At 63.1% G+C, this 19,491-nt stretch carries 14 protein-coding genes and 1 pseudogene; 6 read left to right on the forward strand and 9 right to left on the reverse strand.

Translation table 11 applies throughout. From position 1 onward, the window contains the following. Positions 1 to 62: 62 nt before the first annotated feature. From yccS to C3418_RS08605, 4 genes are all read right to left on the reverse strand, one after another. Entirely contained in the window at positions 63 to 2,204 is a 2,142-nt protein-coding gene (gene yccS, locus C3418_RS08595; RefSeq protein WP_103858302.1) for a YccS family putative transporter, read from the reverse strand. Between the two features lies 1 nt (position 2,205). Continuing rightward, entirely contained in the window at positions 2,206 to 2,373 is a 168-nt protein-coding gene (locus C3418_RS24355) for a hypothetical protein (RefSeq protein WP_158656303.1), read from the reverse strand. Between the two features lie 95 nt (positions 2,374 to 2,468). Beyond that, complete coding sequence (locus C3418_RS08600) at positions 2,469 to 3,125, reverse strand: Bax inhibitor-1/YccA family protein (RefSeq protein ID WP_010675134.1); 657 nt, start codon at positions 3,123 to 3,125, stop codon at positions 2,469 to 2,471. Between the two features lie 163 nt (positions 3,126 to 3,288). After that, the gene (locus tag C3418_RS08605; protein WP_223932020.1) at positions 3,289 to 4,227 is read right to left on the reverse strand and encodes an AraC family transcriptional regulator; all 939 of its coding nucleotides are present in this window, start codon (positions 4,225 to 4,227) and stop codon (positions 3,289 to 3,291) included. 130 nt (positions 4,228 to 4,357) lie between these two features. Between C3418_RS08605 and C3418_RS08610 the strand changes: the two genes are divergently transcribed. From C3418_RS08610 to C3418_RS08620, 3 genes are all read left to right on the forward strand, one after another. Beyond that, complete coding sequence (locus C3418_RS08610; protein WP_103858304.1) at positions 4,358 to 6,514, forward strand: TonB-dependent siderophore receptor; 2,157 nt, start codon at positions 4,358 to 4,360, stop codon at positions 6,512 to 6,514. 97 nt (positions 6,515 to 6,611) lie between these two features. Beyond that, the gene (locus tag C3418_RS08615) at positions 6,612 to 7,658 is read left to right on the forward strand and encodes an alpha/beta hydrolase (RefSeq protein WP_103858305.1); all 1,047 of its coding nucleotides are present in this window, start codon (positions 6,612 to 6,614) and stop codon (positions 7,656 to 7,658) included. A gap of 135 nt (positions 7,659 to 7,793) precedes the next feature. After that, on the forward strand, positions 7,794 to 8,054 hold the full coding sequence (locus tag C3418_RS08620) for a DUF6719 family protein (protein ID WP_103858306.1): 261 nt from the start codon (positions 7,794 to 7,796) through the stop codon (positions 8,052 to 8,054). Between the two features lie 103 nt (positions 8,055 to 8,157). On the opposite strand, the gene prpF is transcribed toward C3418_RS08620, so the two are convergent. The 4 genes from prpF to prpB all read right to left on the reverse strand — a co-directional run bounded on the left by prpF (position 8,158) and on the right by prpB (position 14,253). After that, positions 8,158 to 9,357: a 2-methylaconitate cis-trans isomerase PrpF gene (prpF, locus tag C3418_RS08625; protein ID WP_103858307.1), complete on the reverse strand. Its 1,200-nt coding sequence runs from the start codon at positions 9,355 to 9,357 to the stop codon at positions 8,158 to 8,160. Between the two features lie 156 nt (positions 9,358 to 9,513). Beyond that, positions 9,514 to 12,132, reverse strand: a complete 2,619-nt coding sequence (acnD, locus tag C3418_RS08630; RefSeq protein ID WP_219812688.1) for a Fe/S-dependent 2-methylisocitrate dehydratase AcnD — start codon at positions 12,130 to 12,132, stop codon at positions 9,514 to 9,516. After that, positions 12,132 to 13,289: a 2-methylcitrate synthase gene (gene prpC, locus C3418_RS08635; RefSeq protein ID WP_010675128.1), complete on the reverse strand. Its 1,158-nt coding sequence runs from the start codon at positions 13,287 to 13,289 to the stop codon at positions 12,132 to 12,134. Before prpC ends, acnD begins: the two co-directional genes overlap by 1 nt. Before the next feature lie 64 nt (positions 13,290 to 13,353). Continuing rightward, positions 13,354 to 14,253 carry a methylisocitrate lyase gene (gene prpB, locus C3418_RS08640; RefSeq protein WP_052814557.1) on the reverse strand — a complete coding sequence of 300 codons (900 nt, stop codon included), beginning with the start codon at positions 14,251 to 14,253 and terminating at the stop codon, positions 13,354 to 13,356. A gap of 382 nt (positions 14,254 to 14,635) precedes the next feature. On the opposite strand from prpB, the pseudogene C3418_RS08645 reads away from it, so the two are divergent. Then, positions 14,636 to 16,186, forward strand: a pseudogene (locus tag C3418_RS08645) (methyl-accepting chemotaxis protein); the annotation flags it as partial. Between the two features lie 105 nt (positions 16,187 to 16,291). On the opposite strand, the gene C3418_RS08650 reads toward C3418_RS08645, so the two are convergent. Continuing rightward, the gene (locus C3418_RS08650; RefSeq protein WP_069785205.1) at positions 16,292 to 17,884 is read right to left on the reverse strand and encodes a GGDEF domain-containing protein; all 1,593 of its coding nucleotides are present in this window, start codon (positions 17,882 to 17,884) and stop codon (positions 16,292 to 16,294) included. Positions 17,885 to 17,972: 88 nt separating this feature from the next. Here C3418_RS08650 and C3418_RS08655 point away from each other — a divergent pair, with 88 nt between their 5' ends. Together C3418_RS08655 and C3418_RS08660 are read left to right on the forward strand one after the other, a co-directional pair. Beyond that, on the forward strand, positions 17,973 to 18,617 hold the full coding sequence (locus C3418_RS08655; RefSeq protein ID WP_069785204.1) for a TIGR01621 family pseudouridine synthase: 645 nt from the start codon (positions 17,973 to 17,975) through the stop codon (positions 18,615 to 18,617). Continuing rightward, positions 18,614 to 19,267 (forward strand): HAD family hydrolase, encoded by a 654-nt coding sequence (locus tag C3418_RS08660; RefSeq protein ID WP_069785203.1) that lies wholly within the window; start codon positions 18,614 to 18,616, stop codon positions 19,265 to 19,267. Before C3418_RS08655 ends, C3418_RS08660 begins: the two co-directional genes overlap by 4 nt. Positions 19,268 to 19,491 lie beyond the last annotated feature (224 nt).

Raw genomic sequence — 19,491 nt, forward strand, 5'->3', positions numbered from 1 at the left:
CGGCAACCGGGGCGGCGCTTGGCACCTGCCTCGGGCGGGATCGGCCCGGCGGCTATGTCCGGCTAGGTTCGACCCTGACCTGTCAGCAACTGGCCGTCGTTGGCCAGCACCAACAGCTCGTCTGCCAACTGGCTGATGAGGGAGAGCTGCTGGCTCAGCATCAGCTGCTCCTCGCTGCTCTCCGGAGCGATGGCCGGACAGGCTCCCGCGAGCGGCGTCGGCATCTGCCCCGCCAGGTGACCGGCGGCCTGCTCCAGGGTCTGGCTGATGTGGCGGCTTATCTCCTCCAGCCCCTCGATGGGCTCGAGTTTGTCGCGATGGGCCCCGAGTGCCGAGATATAGGAGAGCAGGGCATGGTTGCGCCAGGTGAGAGTGAAGCAGAGATCCAGGAAGCGGCGGCGCTTGCTCGGCTCCACCAGCATGCTCTGCCAGGCCATGGCCAGCTCGCTGTCGGCGAGGTGGGCACACTTGCGGGCCACCCGGTAGTCCAGGGATTCATCCCGTTGGCGATGCAGGCTGGCGAGTACCGCCGAGAGGTACTTCGCATTGGCGGACAGGGAGTTGGCGATAAGGGTCGGCAACCGCTTGTATTGCCAGTCGGGCCAGAGCCAGGCCACCAGGGCGTAGGAGAGCAGGCAGCCGAGCAGGGTATCGAGCAGGCGGGGTCCCAGGATGGCGAAGCCGATGCCATCCAGCAGGTTGAACGCCATCAGCACGTAGAGGGTGATGAAGCAGACGGCGGCGCTGTAGTTGCTGCGCACCTGGGTGAAAAACAGGAAGGCGGCAAGCCCCATGATCCCCAGTTGCAGGTGCAGCTCGGGGAAGAACCAGAGCACGGGCACGCCGATGAGGATACCGGCGAAGGTGCCGAGCATCCGCTGCACCAGACGACGGCGGGTGGCGCTGTAGCTCGGCTGGCAGACGAACAATACGGTGAGCAGGATCCAGTACCCCTTGTCCAGGTGAAACGCCTGCAGAATGCCATAGCCCACTACCAGCCCGAGGGAGAGCCGCAGGGCATGGCGAAACACCATGGAGTTCGGGGTCAGGTGCTGCCTGAGCAATGCCAGCAAGGGCAGGGCGACCGGCCGTGCCAGGGGAGGCAGGCTGGTGGGCGGCGCGGCGGGGTTTTGCAGCTCTTCGGCGCTTTGCAGCAACTGGTTGATGCTGGCTAAGTTGCGACGCAGGAACTTCATCGGTGTCAGCAGGGTCTTGGGGTAGTGCTGCTTGAGGTGGGTGAACTCCAGCTGATCGCCGAGGGCCTCCAGGGTCCAGTGAATGCGTTTGTGGTGGGTGTAGGGCTTGTGCACCAGGATGGCGTAGCCAAGCTGCTGACAGGCGTCGGCAAGCTGTGACAGCACCTCCTGGAAGCCGTCGAGGACGATGCCCTGCTTGAGCTCTGCTTCCAGCTTGCTGTAAGGGTAGTGGCTGGAGGTGGCCCGCTCCTGGATCTCCAGGGCAAGCAGGTAAAGGCGCAGCAGGCCCGCGAGCTCGGGGGCCACCCCGTGGCGGCCGGGGGCATGAAGACGGGCATTGAGCGCCGTCTTGGCCTGGTTCAGGGCATTGACCAGGTTGATGTTGAGCTGGGCCAGATTGTGGCGGATGGCCTGGGCGCCGTGTTCGTCGGCCGGGAAGAAGCGGGATTTCTCCTGCAAGTAGCGGGCGAGGGCGAAGTAGCTCTGGGCCAGTTGCTCGTGCAGGGTCTTGTAGGGCAGCAGCCAGAGCCAGACCAGGGACACCAGGCCGTACCAGAGGGCCCCGGCGCACAGGGCCAGCGGCTGATAGAAGAGATCCGGCGCCTTGGCGGCCCCCAGCATGGTGTAGATGGCAATCAGCAGGGAGCCAAAGCTGATGGTGGCGTAGCGTTGGCCGAGGGCACCCACCATCACGAAGAGGAAGGTGGAGCCCGCGAGCCCGATGGCAAAGAGCCAGGGGGTGGGGAAGAGATACTGTACGCACAATGAGGCAAACAGGAAGCAGATCAGGGTCATGGCGAGGTTCTTGACCCGGCCCCAGAGGCTGTCGTCGGTCTCGGCGATGGCGCCGGCCACCACCCCGAGGGAGAGCAGCACGGTGAGCTGGATGTCACCGGTAGCCAGCGCGAAGGCGAGCAGCCCCGCGATGGCGAGCAGGACCTTGAGAGCGAAATAGATGTGGCTGTCTGTCAGCAGCCGGCGCAGCAGGCCGGAGAAATCCATCGGCATGCTAGGCACCACCCTTGAACGAGGTGAAATCGATGTGGCTGTCGGTCAGCAGACGGCGCAATAAACCTGAGAAGTCCATGGGCATGGGATGAAGGCAACCCTTGAGCGAAACGAAAGCGACAGCATAACCCGTCGACAGCGAAACGGCCCTGATTTGGATCAGGGCCACTTCGCTTCATATCCTTGATTTGCAACTTATCCTGACAGAAATGGGCGCCAATAAAAACCCCGCCGAAGCGGGGTCTTGTGCATATCAAGCATCCATCAGTTGCGGTTGCCGCCAAGCAGGCTCAGCAGGCTCAGGAAGATGTTGTAGATGGAGACATACAGGGTGACGGTGGCAGAGATGTAGTTGGTCTCGCCGCCGCGCACGATCTGCTGGGTGGTCAGCAGGATGGCGCCGGAGGAGAAGAGCATGAACATGGCGGACAGGGCCAGGCTCAGGGCGCTCATCTGCAGGAAGATGTTGGCGACCATGGCAACCAGCAGTACCCAGAACCCGACGAACAGCATGCCGCCGAGGAAGGAGAGGTCCCGCTTGGTGGTCAGGGCATAGGCAGACAGGCCGAAGAAGGTGAGCGCAGTACCGCCCAGCGCCGTCATCACGATCTCGCCGCCGCCGTTGTTCATGTACATGTTGATGATGGGGCCGAGGCTATAGCCTAGCAGGCCGGTCAGGGCGAAGGTGAACACCAGCCCCATGCCGTTGTCACGGTTCTTCTCGGTCAGGAACATCAGGCCGTAGACACCGATGAGGAACACGGCCCAGTGCAGGGGCGGCATGTTCATGACGGTTGCTACCCCGGCTACCACGGCTGAGAAGCCAAGAGTGAGGGAGAGCAGCATGTAGGTGTTGCGCAGCACCTTGTTGGTGTCGCGCACGGCACCCTGGGTGCCAGTGTAGATAGAACGGGTATCCATCTTGATGTCCTCTTGATTTCCGGGGTGAAGCGACCAGTTGTGCTTCGTTAACGCATTGTATGCACTGAATGTGTGGATGACGAGCGCTGATTTCAAGCGCCACCCCACCTGCGTGGTGCCTACTATCCCAGAGCAAAGATGTATTGCGCATGAACAAGGAGGCTCAAGGCGTTGCAGAGGGCGCCTGCTCCTGCTCTTTACCCTGTCTGGCGATCCGCGTCGGCGAGAAGCCGAACTGCTTTCTAAACGCCGTGATGAAATTGGCCACATGGTCATAGCCGGCGTGGGCGGCGGCGCCTTGCAGAGAGAGACTGCGCGCCTCCAGCCTGGCCCGCGCTTCTTGCAGCTTTCGCTGGCGAAGGTAGCGCTGCAGGCTCATGCCCAGCTCTTTTTTTGCGGCCCGCTGCAAGGTGGAGACGCTCATGCCGAGGGTGGCCGCGATCTCGGTCAGGGTCATCTCGTCCACTTTTTCATCCCTGAGCAGCATCTTGAGGCGCGTCGGTTGCTCGTTCTGGCGCTGGCAACAGGGGGAGGCGGCCTGCTGGAGGTTGGTCATCAGGCTCTCCCAGACACTGAGGGCAAAGGCCTTGCGCATCAGCATCTCGGAGGCGTTCTGGCTGCTGGTGAGATTGAGCGCTTCCGCAATCTGTCCAAGGGCAGCGGGCAGGGTCCAGTCGACGCGGCTCAGATGGCGGCTGAAGGTCTGTGTGAAAGCCTTGCGATGCGCCTGTGCCAGGTTGTGGGCGAGCCAGGTGTGGTCCAGGGAGAGGACGATGCTGCGGCTGCGCACCTGGGCTTTGGCCGCCCCCTGCACGATGTCGGGCTCGGTATAGAGGATGGCGGTTGCCACTATGGGGTCGGACTCGTGGAAGCGACACCCCTTGAGCCTGTGAGTGGCGCCATAGGTCATCAGGGCCCGGCTCTCGAGGGGAATGGCGATGATCAACTGCGGCGGCAACTCCCGCTCGGTGGCGAAGTCTGCCTTGTGAACGATGTCCTTGTTGTGAAAGCGAAGACCCTCCTGGATCACCAGGTTCTCCACCCTGCCGGTGAAGCGCCCCCGTTGGCGTGCGCTGGTGTCCCTTGCCACTGTGTCAGTCATGTGCAATTTGACCATGTCGAAGAGTGAAATGACCACACCGCAAAACTGCGGCGGAAGATGGAGTGATATATTAGCCCCCGGAAAATCAAATGAAAATGATTATCATCTCTATCTTGGGGTCACTCTTACTATGGTTGTCTTGAAGGATAAAGCGCGAAGCCTGCTGGCTCTGGCCATCTCTGCCGCTCTGGCCGTCACCGTTGCCGCCCCAGCAGGGGCACACACACCGGACATCAAGCCGGACGAAACCCTGGTCGTCTATGGCAATCCACTCTACGGGATGTCGCCGTCGGAGGAGACGGGAGGCTATGGGGTCGACTCGGCCACCGTCGGCACCAAGACGCCGGCGGCCCTCAAAGACATCCCCCAGTCGATCACCGTGTTGACCAACGACTACATCGAGGAGCGCAACTTCGTGGCGGTGGACGATCTGGCCAAGTTCACGCCGGGTCTGCGCACCCTGGTCAATGACAGCGGTCGCTCCTCCATCTTCTCCCGTGGCTATGAGTACGACGAAGTGAACCTCAACGGCCTGCCATCGCCCATGCAGAGCAAGTACGGCACCCTGCCGTCGCTGGCGGCGGTGGATCGGGTGGAGATCATGCGGGGCCCCTCCGGCCTCTTCAACAGCACCAGCGAGCTGGGGGGCGTGATCAACATGGTGCTCAAGCGTCCGACCGACGCCTTCAAGGGCTCGGTCACGGCGCGCTATGGCAGCTGGGACAGGCATTACCTGGAGGCGGACATGGGGGGCGCACTCAACCACGAGGGTTCCCTGCGCGGCCGCGTCGTGGTGGCCAACGCCGACATCAAGAACCAGGTGGACTACAACAACAACGACAACGGTACCTACTACGGCACCCTGGAGTTCGATCTCTCGGATCGCACCCGCCTCTCCGTCTACGCCCTGCACCAGACCAAGGACATCCTGCCCACCAACGGCCTGCCGGCGTACAAGGACGGCTCCCTGCTCGACATCGGCCGCAGCACCTACCTGGGGTCGGCTGAAGATTTCTTCGACGCCGACACCACGGATGTGGGGGCCTCGCTGCAACACGCCTTTGCCAACGGCGGGGCGGGTCAGGTCTCGGCCCGCTACATGGATCACGACATGCGGCTGGAGCAGACCTTCACCAACGGCCCCGTGGACGCGGCGGGCAACACCGGGCTGATGTTCAACGGCCAGGGGAACCAGCAGAAGAACATGGCCTTCGATGCCAACTACAGTCAGATGTTCGATCTGCTGGGGCACAAGAGCGAGTTTGTGCTGGGCTCCGACTACAAGCGCTACGAGTCGGACATCCAGACCTACACCAACCGCAACCTCGGCAAGATCAATGTGTTCGATTTCGACCCGACCCGGGTCGCCAAGCCGGACTACAGCTACACCAAGAATGACCATGAGGAGCAGTCGGAGCTCGGTCTGTATGGCAAGGTGACCTGGCGTCTGCTGGAGCCGCTGGCGGTGATCACTGGGGCCCGCGTCTCCTGGTACGATCTGGATGCCGTCAGCACGACCCTGAGTTCCGGAGCCCAGAGTGGCGAGTCCAGTGCGTTCAACGGCAAGCTCACCCCCTACGCGGGGGCCGTCTATGACCTGAGCGACGAACACGCCTGGTATGCCAGCTACTCCAAGGTGTTCAAGCCCCAGACCAGCCAGGACGAGAGCGGCAACCTGCTCAAGCCCCGGGAGGGCAGCCAGTGGGAAACCGGCATCAAGTCCTCGCTGCGTGACGGCCTGCTCAATACCCGGGCGACCCTCTTCCTGATGAAGGACGACAACATCGCGGCCCAGGCCTACGACGATCAGGGCATTGCCATCACCAACACCTACTGGGCTACCGGCAAGGTGGAGACGCAAGGGGTGGAGCTGGAGGCGAGCGGCTATCTCAGCCAGAACTGGATGGTGATGACCGGCTATACCTTCACCGACATCGAGGAGAAGGCCGGGGATCACAACCCGAAATTCGACACCATCCCCCGTCACACCCTCTCGCTCTGGACCGACTACCACCTGGCCGACTGGGTGCAGGGGCTGCACCTCGGGGCAGGAATGACGGCGGTGAGCGACTACGGCTTCAACCAGAAGGGGGTCGAGACCCATCAGGGGGGCTATGCCCTGTTCGATGCGGCGGTGCGTTACGAGATCAACGACAGAATGCAGGTGACCCTGAACCTCTACAACCTGCTCGACCGGGAGTACTTCTACCGGGTCGGCTCCACCAGCACCTTCAACATGTACGGCGAGCCGGCGAACCTGATGGCAGGCTTCACCTACAAGCTGTAACGACCGACGACAGCAGGGCCTGCGGGCCCTGCTGTCGTCTCTGTGCGCCGCCCTACGGGGGATCCCCAAGGCTGGCGACACAATCCTGGTTCATCCAATGACAAGACTCATCACCCTGCTGCTCATCATGATCACACTCTCTTCTGCCCAGGCAGACATGCTCCACTACGCCCAGCGCTTCACCCACCATTCGGCCCTGCTGGGGGAGACGCGGCAATACAGCGTCTCCCTGCCCCAGGAATATGAACGCGAGCCCGGGGCTCGGTTCCCCGTGCTCTATCTGCTCGACGGGGAGAAGAGCCTGCTGGAGGTTGTCGGCATCACCCGGGCCCTGCGGGCCGGGCTCAATCCGGCTATCCCCCCCCTCATCATCGTCGCGGTGCACAACACCGACCGGATGCGGGATTACACCCCGAGCCACACCATGACCTTGCCCAATGGGGCACCGGCGGGGCCCGGCTATGCCGTGACGGGGGGCGGGCCCCGGTTCCTGCGCTATCTGAGTGAGGAACTGCGCCCCCTCATCGAGGAGAGGTTTCGGACCCAGGCGCCGGCCCTGCTGGTGGGCCACTCCCTCGGCGGCCTGCTGGCACTCGATGCACAGGCGCAAGACGGCGGCCAGTTCCAGGGGGTGATCGCCATCGACGCCAGCCTCTGGTTCGATTACCCCCGCAATTACGAGCGCATCGCGTCGGAGTTGACCGGGCCGCTCAAGCACGCCTCCTCGCTGTTCATGGCGGTGGCCAACAACCCCTTCACCCCGGGATTCGGGCGCTCGGCGTTTCACCGGGATCGCCTGCAGCAGTTTGCGCGGCAGGTAGTTGCAGCGCCCGGCGCAAACCTGAACGTCACCAGCCGCTACTTCGAGGAGGAGGATCACCACAGCGTCTACCACCCCGCCGTCTATCAGGGACTCCAGTGGCTGTTTCAGGGCTATCGGCTGGATCTGGCGCCCGGGCACTTCAGCCGACAGGGGGTGATCGCCCGCTTTGATGCCCTGAACCGCCACCTCGGCAGCGCACTGCGCCCGGAGCTGGGGAGCCTGCGGGACATCAGGGAGAAGGCCGCGCGCTGGCCGCAGATGGCGATCCCCGTGGACGAGGCCGATGCCCTGCTGGCCCACTACTACGGGTCGAAGCCGTGAAAAGCCGATTTTTTGCCTGTGTCTGGAATCGTCACAACGGCGCCGGAGACGGGTGTCGGTCCGGCGCCATCCCTGGGTAGACTGCCGAAACGAGGGGCGCTGGGTCGGTGCCCCGATAGAGGCAGGGAGTGAGCGATGGCGGTTGCAGGAAAGAGGGGAGGCATGCTGGCCCTGTGGTGCGGTGCACTCCTGATGTCGGGGTGTGGTGGGTTTGCGCCTGCGCCCATTCCCGTCACCTATCTGAGTCAGGATCCGCCCCCAGGCAGGCTGCCCCTTGGGGAGACCGCCTATGTGGATGACGGTCGCTGCCCACCAGGGCAGGTCAAGCGGCTCATCGGCGGGGACGCGAAGCACAATGTGCCAAGAAAGGTGGAGTGTGTGGCAAGACCGCAATGATGATGTGATTTTCACAGCCTGAAACATCCAAAAAAGAGCCCTGAGGCAGTCGCCTTGGGGCTCTTTTCGTCTGGCTGGCCGGTCGGTGTGATGCCGCAGCGGGCTAGAAGGTATCTCCAGGGACCCGCACCCAGCCTTCCATCAGGATGCGGGCGGAGCGGGACATCACCGCCTTGGTGACCGTCCACTGTCCCGCGACCTGCTCTGCCTGGGCTCCGACTCTCAGGGTGCCGGAGGGGTGACCAAAGCGCACCGCTTCGCGCTCGCCGCCCCCGGCGGCCAGATTGACGAGGGTGCCGGGAATGGCCGCCGCCGTGCCGATGGCCACGGCGCAGGTGCCCATCATGGCGTGGTGCAGCTTGCCCATGGAGAGGGCCCGCACCAGCAGATCGATCTCGCCGGCAATAATCTCCTTGCCGCTGGCGGTGCGGTAATCCTTGGCGGGTGCGACGAAGGCAATTTTCGGGGTGTGCTGGCGAGTGGCCGCCTCTTCGGGGCGCTTGATGAGCCCCATGCGCAGGGCACCGGCAACCCGGATCGCCTCGAAACGGGCGAGCGCTTGCGGGTCTGTGTTGATCGCCTCGCGCAGCTCGGTGCCTTCATAACCGATGTCCTCGGCGTTGACGAACACCGTGGAGATGCCTGCGCTGATCAGGGTGGCCTTCAAGGTGCCGCTCTTTACAACAGAATCCGGCACCTCCAGCTCGTCTATCAGATTGCCGGTGGGGAAGAGGGCGCCGCCGTCTTCACCCTCGTCGGACGGGTCGAGAAACTCCAGCACGATCTCGGCGGCGGGGAAGGTCACCCCGTCCAGCTCGAAATCGCCTGTCTCCTGCACCTGGCCGTTCGTCACCGGCACGTGGGCGAGGATGGTCTTGCCGATATTGGCCTGCCAGATCCGCACCTCACAGGTGCCGCTCTCCGGGATGCGGGACGGGTCCATCAGGCCGGCGTGGATGGCGAAGGCCCCGGCGCCGGTGGAGAGGTTGCCGCAGTTGCCGCTCCAGTCCACGAATGCCTTGTCGATGGCGACCTGGCCGTAGAGGTAGTCCACGTCGTGATCGGGCTTGCTGCTCTTGGAGAGGATCACGCACTTGCTGGTGGACGAGGTGGCGCCCCCCATGCCGTCGACATGGGCGCCGTAGGGATCGGGGCTGCCGATGACCCGCAGGAAGAAGGCATCCCGTGCCGGGCCCGGCTGCTGGCAGCGCTCGGGCAGGTCAGATAAGCGAAAGAAGACCCCCTTGCTGGTGCCGCCGCGAAGGTAGGTGGCCGGAATTCTGACTTGTGGTATGTGGGCCATAGAGAGTGTCCTGAAAAGAGTCATAGATCCTGCTCCCTCTGGGAGAAGGTACCCGAAGGGCGGATGTGGGGGATGTCCCCTCATCCCAACCCTCTCCCAAAGAGAGAGGGTGCCTTATGCCTTCCCCTTTTTCAAAGGGGTGGAGCGAGTTGCGATTTAGCTCACGGCCTTTTGCGCGGTCGACGCCAGAAAATCCTGGGCGAAGCGTTGCAGCACGCCACCCGCCTCATAGACCGAGACCTCCTCGGCGGTGTCGAGGCGGCAGGTCATGGGCACCTGGATCACTTCGCCGCTCAGGCGGCGGATCATCAGAGTGAGATCGGTGCGCGGCTGGCGTGCTCCCACCACGTCATAGGTCTCGGTGCCATCGAGGCCCAGCGTGAGGCGGGTGGTACCCGGTTTGAACTCGAGCGGCAGCACCCCCATACCTATGAGGTTGGTGCGGTGAATGCGCTCGAAGCCTTCCGCCGCGATCACCTCCACCCCGGCAAGGCGCACCCCCTTGGCCGCCCAGTCCCGGGACGAGCCCTGACCGTAGTCGGCACCGGCCACGATGATGAGGGGCTGCTTGCGTGCCATGTAGGTCTCGATGGCTTCCCACATCCGCATTACTTTGCCGTCCGGCTCGACACGGGCGAGGGACCCCTTCTGCACCACGCCGTTCACCACCGCCATCTCGTTGACCAGCTGGGGGTTGGCGAAGGTGGCGCGCTGGGCGGTCAGATGATCGCCGCGGTGGGTGGCGTAGGAGTTGAAGTCCTCCTCCGGCAGGCCCATCTTCGCCAGGTATTCCCCCGCCGCGCTGTCGGGCAGGATGGCGTTGGAAGGGGAGAGATGGTCTGTGGTGATGTTGTCCGGCAACAGCGCCAGGGGCCGCATGCCGCGCAGAGTGCGCTCGCCCGCCAGTGCCCCCTCCCAGTAAGGCGGGCGACGGATATAGGTGCTTTGCGCACGCCAGTCGTACAGGGGCGCCACCTTGGGGCCATGGTCTTCCTCGAGGGTGAACATGGGGATATAGACCTGGCGGAACTGGGACGGCTTGACCGAGGCCTTGACTACGGCGTCGATCTCTTCATCCGACGGCCAGATGTCTTTGAGGCGAATGTCGCGGCCGTTCACCACTCCCAGCACATCCTTCTCGATGTCGAAACGGATGGTGCCGGCGATGGCGTAGGCCACCACCAAGGGCGGGGAGGCGAGGAACGCCTGCTTGGCATAAGGGTGGATGCGGCCATCGAAGTTACGGTTGCCGGACAGCACCGCCGTGGCGTAGAGGTCCCGCTCGATGATCTCCTGCTGGATGGCGGGATCCAGGGCACCGGACATGCCGTTGCAGGTGGTGCAGGCGAAGGCCACCACGCCAAAACCGAGTTGCTCAAGTTCCTCGTCCAGTCCCGCCTCTTTCAAGTAGAGGGCGACTGTCTTGGAGCCGGGGGCCAGGGACGACTTGACCCAGGGCTTGCGCATCAGGCCGAGCCGGTTGGCGTTGCGGGCCAACAGGCCTGCGGCAATCACGTTGCGCGGGTTGCTGGTGTTGGTGCAACTGGTGATGGCGGCGATGATGACGGCGCCATCGGGCAAGAGGCCGTCAGCCTCCTGGGCACGAGCCTTGTCCAGGTCCACCGCGATTTCGCGCTCGGCCAATGCCGATACCGGCAGGCGGCGATGGGGATTGGAGGGGCCCGCCAGGGTGCGCACCACGTTCGACAAGTCAAAGTGCAGCACCCGCTCGTACTGGGCGCTCGCCAGGGCATCGGCCCAGAGACCGGCCTCCCTGGCATAGGTTTCCACCAGCCTGACCTGCTCGTCGTCACGGCCGGTGAGCTTGAGGTAGTCGAGGGTCTGCTGGTCGATGAAGAACATGGCCGCGGTAGCACCATACTCCGGTGCCATGTTGGAGATGGTGGCCCGATCGCCGAGGGTGAGGGCGGCGGCGCCCTCGCCACGAAACTCCAGGTAGGCGCCGACTACCTTCTGCTGGCGCAGGAATTCGGTGAGCGACAGCACCAGGTCCGTGGCGGTGATGCCGGGCTGCGGCTTGCCGGAGAGCTCCACGCCGACGATCGAAGGCAGCCGCATCCAGGAGGCGCGCCCCAGCATGACGTTCTCGGCTTCCAGCCCACCCACCCCCACCGCGATGACGCCCAGAGCGTCAACGTGGGGGGTGTGGCTGTCGGTGCCGACGCAGGTGTCCGGGTAGGCGAGGCCGCGATCGGCGTGGATGACCGGCGACATCTTCTCCAGGTTGATCTGGTGCATGATGCCGTTGCCGGGCGGGATCACCTCGATGTTCTTGAACGCCTGCTTGGTCCAGTTGATGAAGTGGAAGCGATCCTCGTTGCGGCGATCCTCGATGGCGCGATTCTTCTCGAACGCCTGGGGGTCAAAGCCGCCGCACTCCACGGCGAGGGAATGGTCGACGATGAGCTGCACCGGCACCACGGGGTTGACCTGGGCGGGATCTCCCCCCTGCTCGGCGATGGCGTCGCGAAGGCCCGCGAGGTCCACCAGGGCGGTCTGACCCAGGATGTCGTGACACACCACCCGCGCCGGGAACCAGGGGAAGTCGCGATCGCGCTTGTTGTGCACTATCTGGCCGAGGCACTCGCCGAGGATGGTCGGATCGCACCGACGCACTAGGTTCTCGGCGTGGACGCGGGCGGTGTAGGAGAGCCTGTCCCAGGCGCCGGGGGCGATGGCGTTCACCGCCTCCCGGGCGTCGAAGTAGTCAAGCTGTGTGCCGGGCAGGGGCTTGCGATATTGCGTGTTGATCATCACTTGCGCTCCTTGAGCGGCACGAACTGGAGATCCTCCGGGCCGACGTAGTTGGCGCTCGGGCGGATGATCTTGCCGTCGATGCGCTGCTCGATGACATGGGCCGACCAGCCTGAGGTGCGGGCGATGACGAACAGCGGGGTGAACATGGCGGTGGGCACCCCCATCATGTGGTAGCTGACGGCGCTGAACCAGTCGAGGTTCGGGAACATCTTCTTGGCCTCCCACATGGTGGACTCCAGCCGCTCGGCGATGTCGAACATCTTGGTGTTGTGCTGCTCCTGGCTGAGCTCGCGCGCCACCTCCTTGATCACCTTGTTGCGGGGATCTGAGACGGTGTAGACCGGGTGGCCGAAGCCGATGACCACCTCCTTCTTCTCGATGCGGGCGCGAATGTCGGCCTCCGCCTCGTCCGGGTTCTCGTAGCGCTTCTGGATCTCGAAAGCCACCTCGTTGGCGCCCCCGTGCTTTGGCCCGCGCAGGGCACCGATGGCTCCCGTGATGCAGGAGTACATGTCCGAGCCGGTGCCGGCGATGACGCGGCCGGTGAAGGTGGAGGCGTTGAACTCGTGCTCGGCGTAGAGGATGAGAGAGGTGTGCATGGCGCGAACCCAGGAGTCGCGTGGCTTGTGCCCGTGCAGCAGGTGCAGGAAGTGGCCGCCGATGGAGTCGTCGTCGGTCTCCACATGGATGCGTTTACCGTTGTGACTGAAGTGGTACCAGTAGAGCAACACGGAGCCGAGACAGGCCATCAGCTTGTCGGCGATGTCCCGGGCGCCCGGGTGGTTGTGATCGTCCTTCTCCGGCGACAGGCACCCCAGAACGGAGACGGCGGTGCGCATCACGTCCATGGGGTGGGCGGAGGGAGGCAACTGCTCCAGGGCGGTCCTGACCCCGGTGGGCAGGCCGCGCAGGGCCTTGAGCTTGGCCTTGTAGGCGGCGAGCTCCGCCACATTGGGCAGGTGGCCGTGCACCAGCAGGTGGGCTATCTCTTCAAACTCGCAGCTGGTGGCCACGTCCAGGATGTCGTAGCCACGGTAGTGCAGATCGTTGCCGCTGAGGCCCACGGTGCACAGGGCGGTATTGCCGGCGGCGGTGCCGGAAAGGGCGACGGATTTCTTCGGCTTGAAGCCGGTGGTTTCGGGCAGGGCGCTCATCACATGTTTCCTCATTCAGTCCGTTGATGCGCCAGCCGCCAGCATAAGGCGGCCGGTCGCCGTCTTATTCCTTTGTCGAAAGATCCTGGGTGAACAGCCTGTCCAGGGTCTGCTCGTAGTGGTGGTAACCGAGAAAATCGTAGAGGGACTCCCGGGTCTGCATGGTGTCGACCACGGCGCGCTGGTGGCCGTCGCGGCGAAGCGTCTGATAGACGTTGAGGGCGGCCTGGTTGGCGGCGCGGGCGGCGCTCAGGGGGTAGAGCACCATGTCGACGCCATGCAAGGCGAGCGCCTCCTTGTCAAACAGCTCGGTCTTGCCGAACTCGGTCATGTTGGCGAGGATCGGCACCCCGGCCGCTTGCCTGAAACGGTCGTACTGCTCGAGCTCGGTGACCGCTTCGGCGAAGATCATGTCGGCGCCCGCCTCCACATAGGCGGCGGCGCGCTCCAGGGCCGAGCCCAGCCCTTCCACCGCCAGGGCGTCGGTGCGGGCCATGATGACGAAACTCTCGTCCTGGCGGGCATCCACCGCCGCCTTGATCCTGTCCACCATCTCGGTGACGCTGACCACGGCCTTGTTGGGCCTGTGGCCGCAACGCTTCTGGGCCACCTGATCTTCCATGTGGACGGCGGCCACACCGCCGCGCTCGAAGGCGCGGATGGTGCGGGCGATGTTGAAGGCGCCCCCCCAGCCGGTGTCGATGTCCACCAAGAGTGGCACCTGGGTGGCGGCAGTGATGCGTTCGGCATCGATGAGCACGTCATTCATGGAAGTCATGCCGAGATCCGGCAGGCCATAGGAGGCGTTCGCCACCCCGGCGCCGGAGAGATAGAGGGCCTGGAAGCCGCTGCGCTCGGCCATCAGCGCCATGTAGGCATTGATGGTGCCGACTATCTGCAGGGGCTTTTCGTTGGCCAGGGCCGTGCGAAAACGCTTGCCGGCCGAGGGGGAGAGGTTGGACATGGTGACTCCTTTCATGGGGTGCGTGTCTGCTGGATGTGTAGGGTGAATGGCATCATCTCACACTACGTTTACGTTAACGTCAATTATGCTTAGGTCCAAGGTCGTATCAAGTGTGCTCTCCCCTGACGGGCCCCTGGTAACACCAGTAACACAGACTCGTTGGAACCATTTTTTGGTGTGATGCATCGTGTGGGAGAGAGGTGAACCTGGGAAAATGCCGAGTGTTTTTTGGCCAAACCTGGTCTTTTGGGGTCATAATCTTGCGCGGCGTCAAACAGGATGCAAATTGTGTCTCAGCCATCCTCCCCGACTGGGTCTCTGCGTTGCTTGCCCGTAGGCGTTTGGCTACGCTCAGTGGGTGATCAAACAAGGGGTGTGCGCCATGAAGAAAAGCCAGGTTCATCTCATCGACGAAGAGGTGGATTTTCCTGCCAATGAACAGCTGGTCTCCACTACGGACCTGCAGGGTGTGATCACCTACGCCAATGATCACTTCTGCCGGGTAGCGGGGTACAGCCGGGCTGAGCTCATCGGCCAGCACCACAACATGGTTCGCCACCCGGACATGCCCAAGGCTGCATTTGCTGACCTCTGGGGCAAGCTCAAGCAGGGCAAACCCTGGCGCGGCATGGTGAAAAACCGCTGCAAGGATGGGCGTTACTATTGGGTGGATGCCTATGTCACCCCTATCTTCGAGCAGGGGCGGATCAATGGCTACCAGTCGGTCCGCAGTCGCGCCGCGCCGGAGATGAAAGCCGTGGCCGGGCGCACCTATGCCAGATTGAAGAGCGTGGAGCGGGGGGAGCGAAAGGGCGGATTGAGCCTGCGCCCGATGCGCCACGGGCTGGCCATCATCGGTGTCTTGCTGATGCTGGCAGGGGGGGCCTATCTGATGGGGCCCTGGGGGCCGTTGTTCACCCTGTTGCCTCTCTTGTGGCTGGCCCTGATCTATCGTGACACCCTCATCACTACCCCCCGTTATCTGCGACAGCTCGCGGACGAATATGACAGCCTGACCCGGCTCATCTATTCGGGGGAGGATGCCAGTGCCATTGCAGACTTCCACATCAAGCTGTTGCAGGCCAGGATCCGCACCGTCCTTGGACGAGTGGACGATGCGACCCTCTCCCTGCAGGATCTCGCGGTGCATCTGAAAACAGCCTCCAGCGAGGCGAGCGCCGACATCGCCGAACAGGATATCCAGACCCAGCAGGTGGCGACGGCCATCACCGAGATGGCGGCGACAGCCCACGAGATTGCCCGCAATATCCTGGAGACGGACAACCAGATAGCCCAGGCCAAGGCGCACTGCCAACACACCGATCAGCAGTTGGAAGATACCCAGCACAGGGTGATGGAGCTGGCCACCCAGGCAGAGCATGCCTTCACGGCCGCCGTGGCACTGGCGGAGGAGTCGGACCGCATCGGTGTGCTGATGAGCGAGATCCAGGGCATTGCGGATCAGACCAATCTGCTGGCGCTCAACGCCGCCATCGAGGCGGCGCGGGCAGGGGAGCAGGGGCGAGGCTTTGCGGTGGTGGCGGACGAGGTGCGAACCCTCTCCACGCGCACCCACAAGGCGACCGAGCAGATCCAGAGCAGCATAGGCCAGATCCAGCGTACCCTGAACGGCTGGAAGGGAATGATGCAGCAGAACCTGCAACAGACCCAATCCTGCGTGACCCTGACCCGCCAGGGATCAGAGAGCCTGCATCAGGTGCTGGCGGAAATAGAACGGGTGGTGGACCTCTCGGCCCAGATCTCGACGGCGGCAGAGGAGCAGCAGGCGGTGGTGGAGGACATCAGCCGCAACGTCAACGCCATCTCCCAGCACTCCCACACCAACAGCAACAAGATGCAGGACATGGACGCTTCGAGCGACATCCTGCTCACCAAGGCTCGCCAGCTCATATCCCTGGGGAGACCTTCGGGTAAGAGCGGTCAGACTCATGCAATGCAGGAAGGCCACCCCTGGGGTGGCCTTCCTGTTTATTGGTTTCATGGGGGTATCGGCTCTGTGTGCCGGGAGATGAACCAGTCAGCCGGACTGCTCCGCCAGCGTGATGACGCGGCCGCCCTTGTCACAATACATGGCCCTGTCGGCCTGAATGAGCCACTGCTCCGGGCTCCAGTCATGCTGGTAGTGGCTGACGCCGATGCTGATGCCCACCTGCATCGGCTGGTCATTGACCACGAAGGGGGCCTGCATGGCCTGGCGGATCACGGCGGTGACCTCCTCTGCCTGACGGATATCGTAGCCCGGCAGCAGCAGGATGAACTCGTCCCCCGCCAAGCGGGCAAAATAGCACTGGTGGCCGATGGCGTCGTGGATCCGTCGGGCCAGCTGGCAGAGGATGGCATCCCCCTGGCTGTGGCCGAAGTTGTCGTTGATGCGCTTGAAGTCATTGAGATCGCAAAACAGCAGGCAGCCCGGATTGTCGCTTTGCACCTGGTGTTTCAACTGCTCCATCAGGCTCAGGCGATTGGGCAGCCCGGTAAGGGGATCGAGGCGGGCCAGTTGCAGTATCTCCTGCTCTCGCTGCTTGCGCAGGGCCACTTCCTGGTTGAGCCGCTTGTTGCTCATCAGAAGATAGAGGGAGAGCAGCAGGATGAGACCACCAACACCCAGGCTCAGCAGGAACCATGGACGCCAGAAGCTCCACTGTTCTGAGGGAACCTGATAGAGAAAACGGGTCAGGGAGACCGGTTTGGCAAGGAGGCCTATCTCGACCAGCTGCTGCATGATGTGAGCGAAGCGATCCGGATTCATATACCCGATCTCCACATAGAGCGGCTGGATCATCTCCTTGCTCATCTGCAACTCGTATTCCATGTGGGCCTGACTGCGGTTGACGCCATACTCTGTGCGCAGCAGGGCGATGGCTTCCTCGGGGTGGGTGAGGGCATAGCGCCATCCCTGGAGGCTGGCTGCACGAAAACGTGCTACCCGCTCCGGATTGAGCCGCTCCTGTGCCTGGGTGGTGAAGAGAATGTCGCTGTAGAAATCGATGCCGTAGTTGCGAGGGTTGATGACGGACACCGAGATGCCGCGCTCTTCCAGATAGAAGGGCTCATTGCTCAGATAGGCGTTGAAGATGTCTATCCGGCCGGCGATCAGATCGTCGATGTTGACCGAAGTGGGTACCGGGATGAGCTGGCGCTCGTGAAGCCCCTGATAGTAGAGGGTGGCCAGCAGTTCGGCATCCTGATGACCCGGAAACATCATGATCCGTTTGCCACGCATGTCCGCAACGGTGAGAATGCCGCTGTCGCGGCGTGCCAGGAAGATGGAGGGAGAGTGCTGGTAGACGCTGGCCAGCGCCAGCAGTGGCTTGCCCTGGGCGTAGTGGGTCAGCACCTCGGTGTTGCCGACGCCAAAGTCGGCGCGTCCGGCCAGCACCTCCTGAACCGGACTTATTCCCTTGCCACCTGGCCTTATCTCGACATCCAGACCGACGTCGGCGTAATACCCCTTGGCCTTGGCCATGTGATAGCCCACAAACTGGGGCTGATGCAGCCAGCGCAACTGCAATACCACCTTCTCCGGCAGATCACGTGTCCGTTCACTGGCCTGGAGGGGCGAGAAGCAAGTGATGCCAAGCAACAACAGCCAAAACAGGCATTTTTTCATTCGTGCGATTCTTGTGCTGAGGGTCCATGAAGATGGCCTGCAGGCCTGCATTCAAGTTGTTAACAAATAACATTCTAAAGGGTTATACATGTACCGGATACAATTGCAGCACAAAGATTTCATAGTGATCAACAAGCGTCCGGGCATTGGCATGCACGATGATGCCGGCGAGCCGGGTCTCGTCAATCGGGTCAGAATGGATACCGGTCTTGACCTCTATCCGGTCCATCGACTGGACAAGATGACCTCTGGGCTGGTGCTGCTGGCCCGCACCGCCGAAGCGAATCGCGCCCTCAGCATGGCTTTCGCGGCGCGGGAAGTGAGCAAGCAGTATCTGGCCCTCTCCGATCGCAAGCCGAAGAAGAAGCAGGGCTGGGTGAAGGGTGACATGGAGAAAGGGCGAGGCGGCAGCTGGATGCTGAGCCGCACCCAGGATAACCCGGCCATCAGCTGGTTCGACTCCGTTTCGGTGCGCGAGGGGCTGCGCCTTTATCGCATCAAGCCCCGGACCGGCAAGACCCACCAGATCCGGGTGGCCTTGAAGAGCGTGGGAGCCCCCATCCTCGGAGATGAGCGTTACGGCGGCACGGCGGCGGATCGCGGTTATCTGCACGCCTGGCGCCTCGCCTTCACCCTGGCAGGTGAGAGCTTCGATCTCGTTTGTCCGCCCGATGAGGGGGCGCTGTTCCTCCTGCCCGAGTTGCATGCCGCCATCGCAGAGATCACCGAATGAGCGCTGCAACCGCGAGAGTCCCAGCCCGTGGCTGGATCCTGGCCGACTTCGATGACACCCTGGCGCCGGATGACAGCCATGCGGGGTTGCTGCGTTTCATCTTGCGCCGCCGTATCTGGCCGCTGCTGCTGTGGCCACTGATGGCGTTCGGTGCCGTGATCTATCTGCTGCCAGGTCAGCGCAGTCGCGGCATTGCACTCATCTGGTGGGCCATCACCCTCGGGCTATCCCCCCTGGCCTGGCGCGCCCTGGTACGGCAGTACAGCCTGACCCGGCCCGGTCTGTATCGGGAGGCGCGAGCCCTCCTGACGGGGGAGGGGCACCACTGCTGGGTCATCTCCGCCAGTCCCCGCGCCCTGGTCCGTGCCCAGCTCCATCGTCAACTGCCAAGGCTCCCTCACCGCATCATCGGCTCGCGGATGGGTTACCGTTTCGGCGGCCTGGTGCCGCGCTTCTATTGCCATGGCAGGCACAAGCTGCTGCCCGAGCTCCTGACCCTGGAGGCCGCACTCACCCTGAGTGACAGCCTGCACGATCTGCCCCTGCTGGCGTTGGGGGAGCAGGCCTGGCTCATCAACCCGCAAAGGACTCGATTGCTAAAGGCGAGGGCGGTGCTGCCCCATATCGAACCCCGTTATTGGTCGCTGTAAGGCAAAGCTGACAGCCTTGCGGGACGCTAACGAGCGCAGTGCAAGGTTGGGGCTGTTATGTCACATTTCATTTACATTTTTTGGCGCGGATCCCCGCCAAACTATCTGAACGCAGCCCCTTCTCATTCCCTGCGCTCGCCACTCTAATGAAACAAGTTGTTAACAACGCCGTGCGGGCTGCCTGTCGAGCCCTTGCGGCGTGAACCGTTTCGTTATCAGTTCAT

Origin of the sequence: Aeromonas sp. ASNIH8 (assembly GCF_002919855.1) — a bacterium.
GTDB lineage: Bacteria > Pseudomonadota > Gammaproteobacteria > Enterobacterales > Aeromonadaceae > Aeromonas > Aeromonas caviae.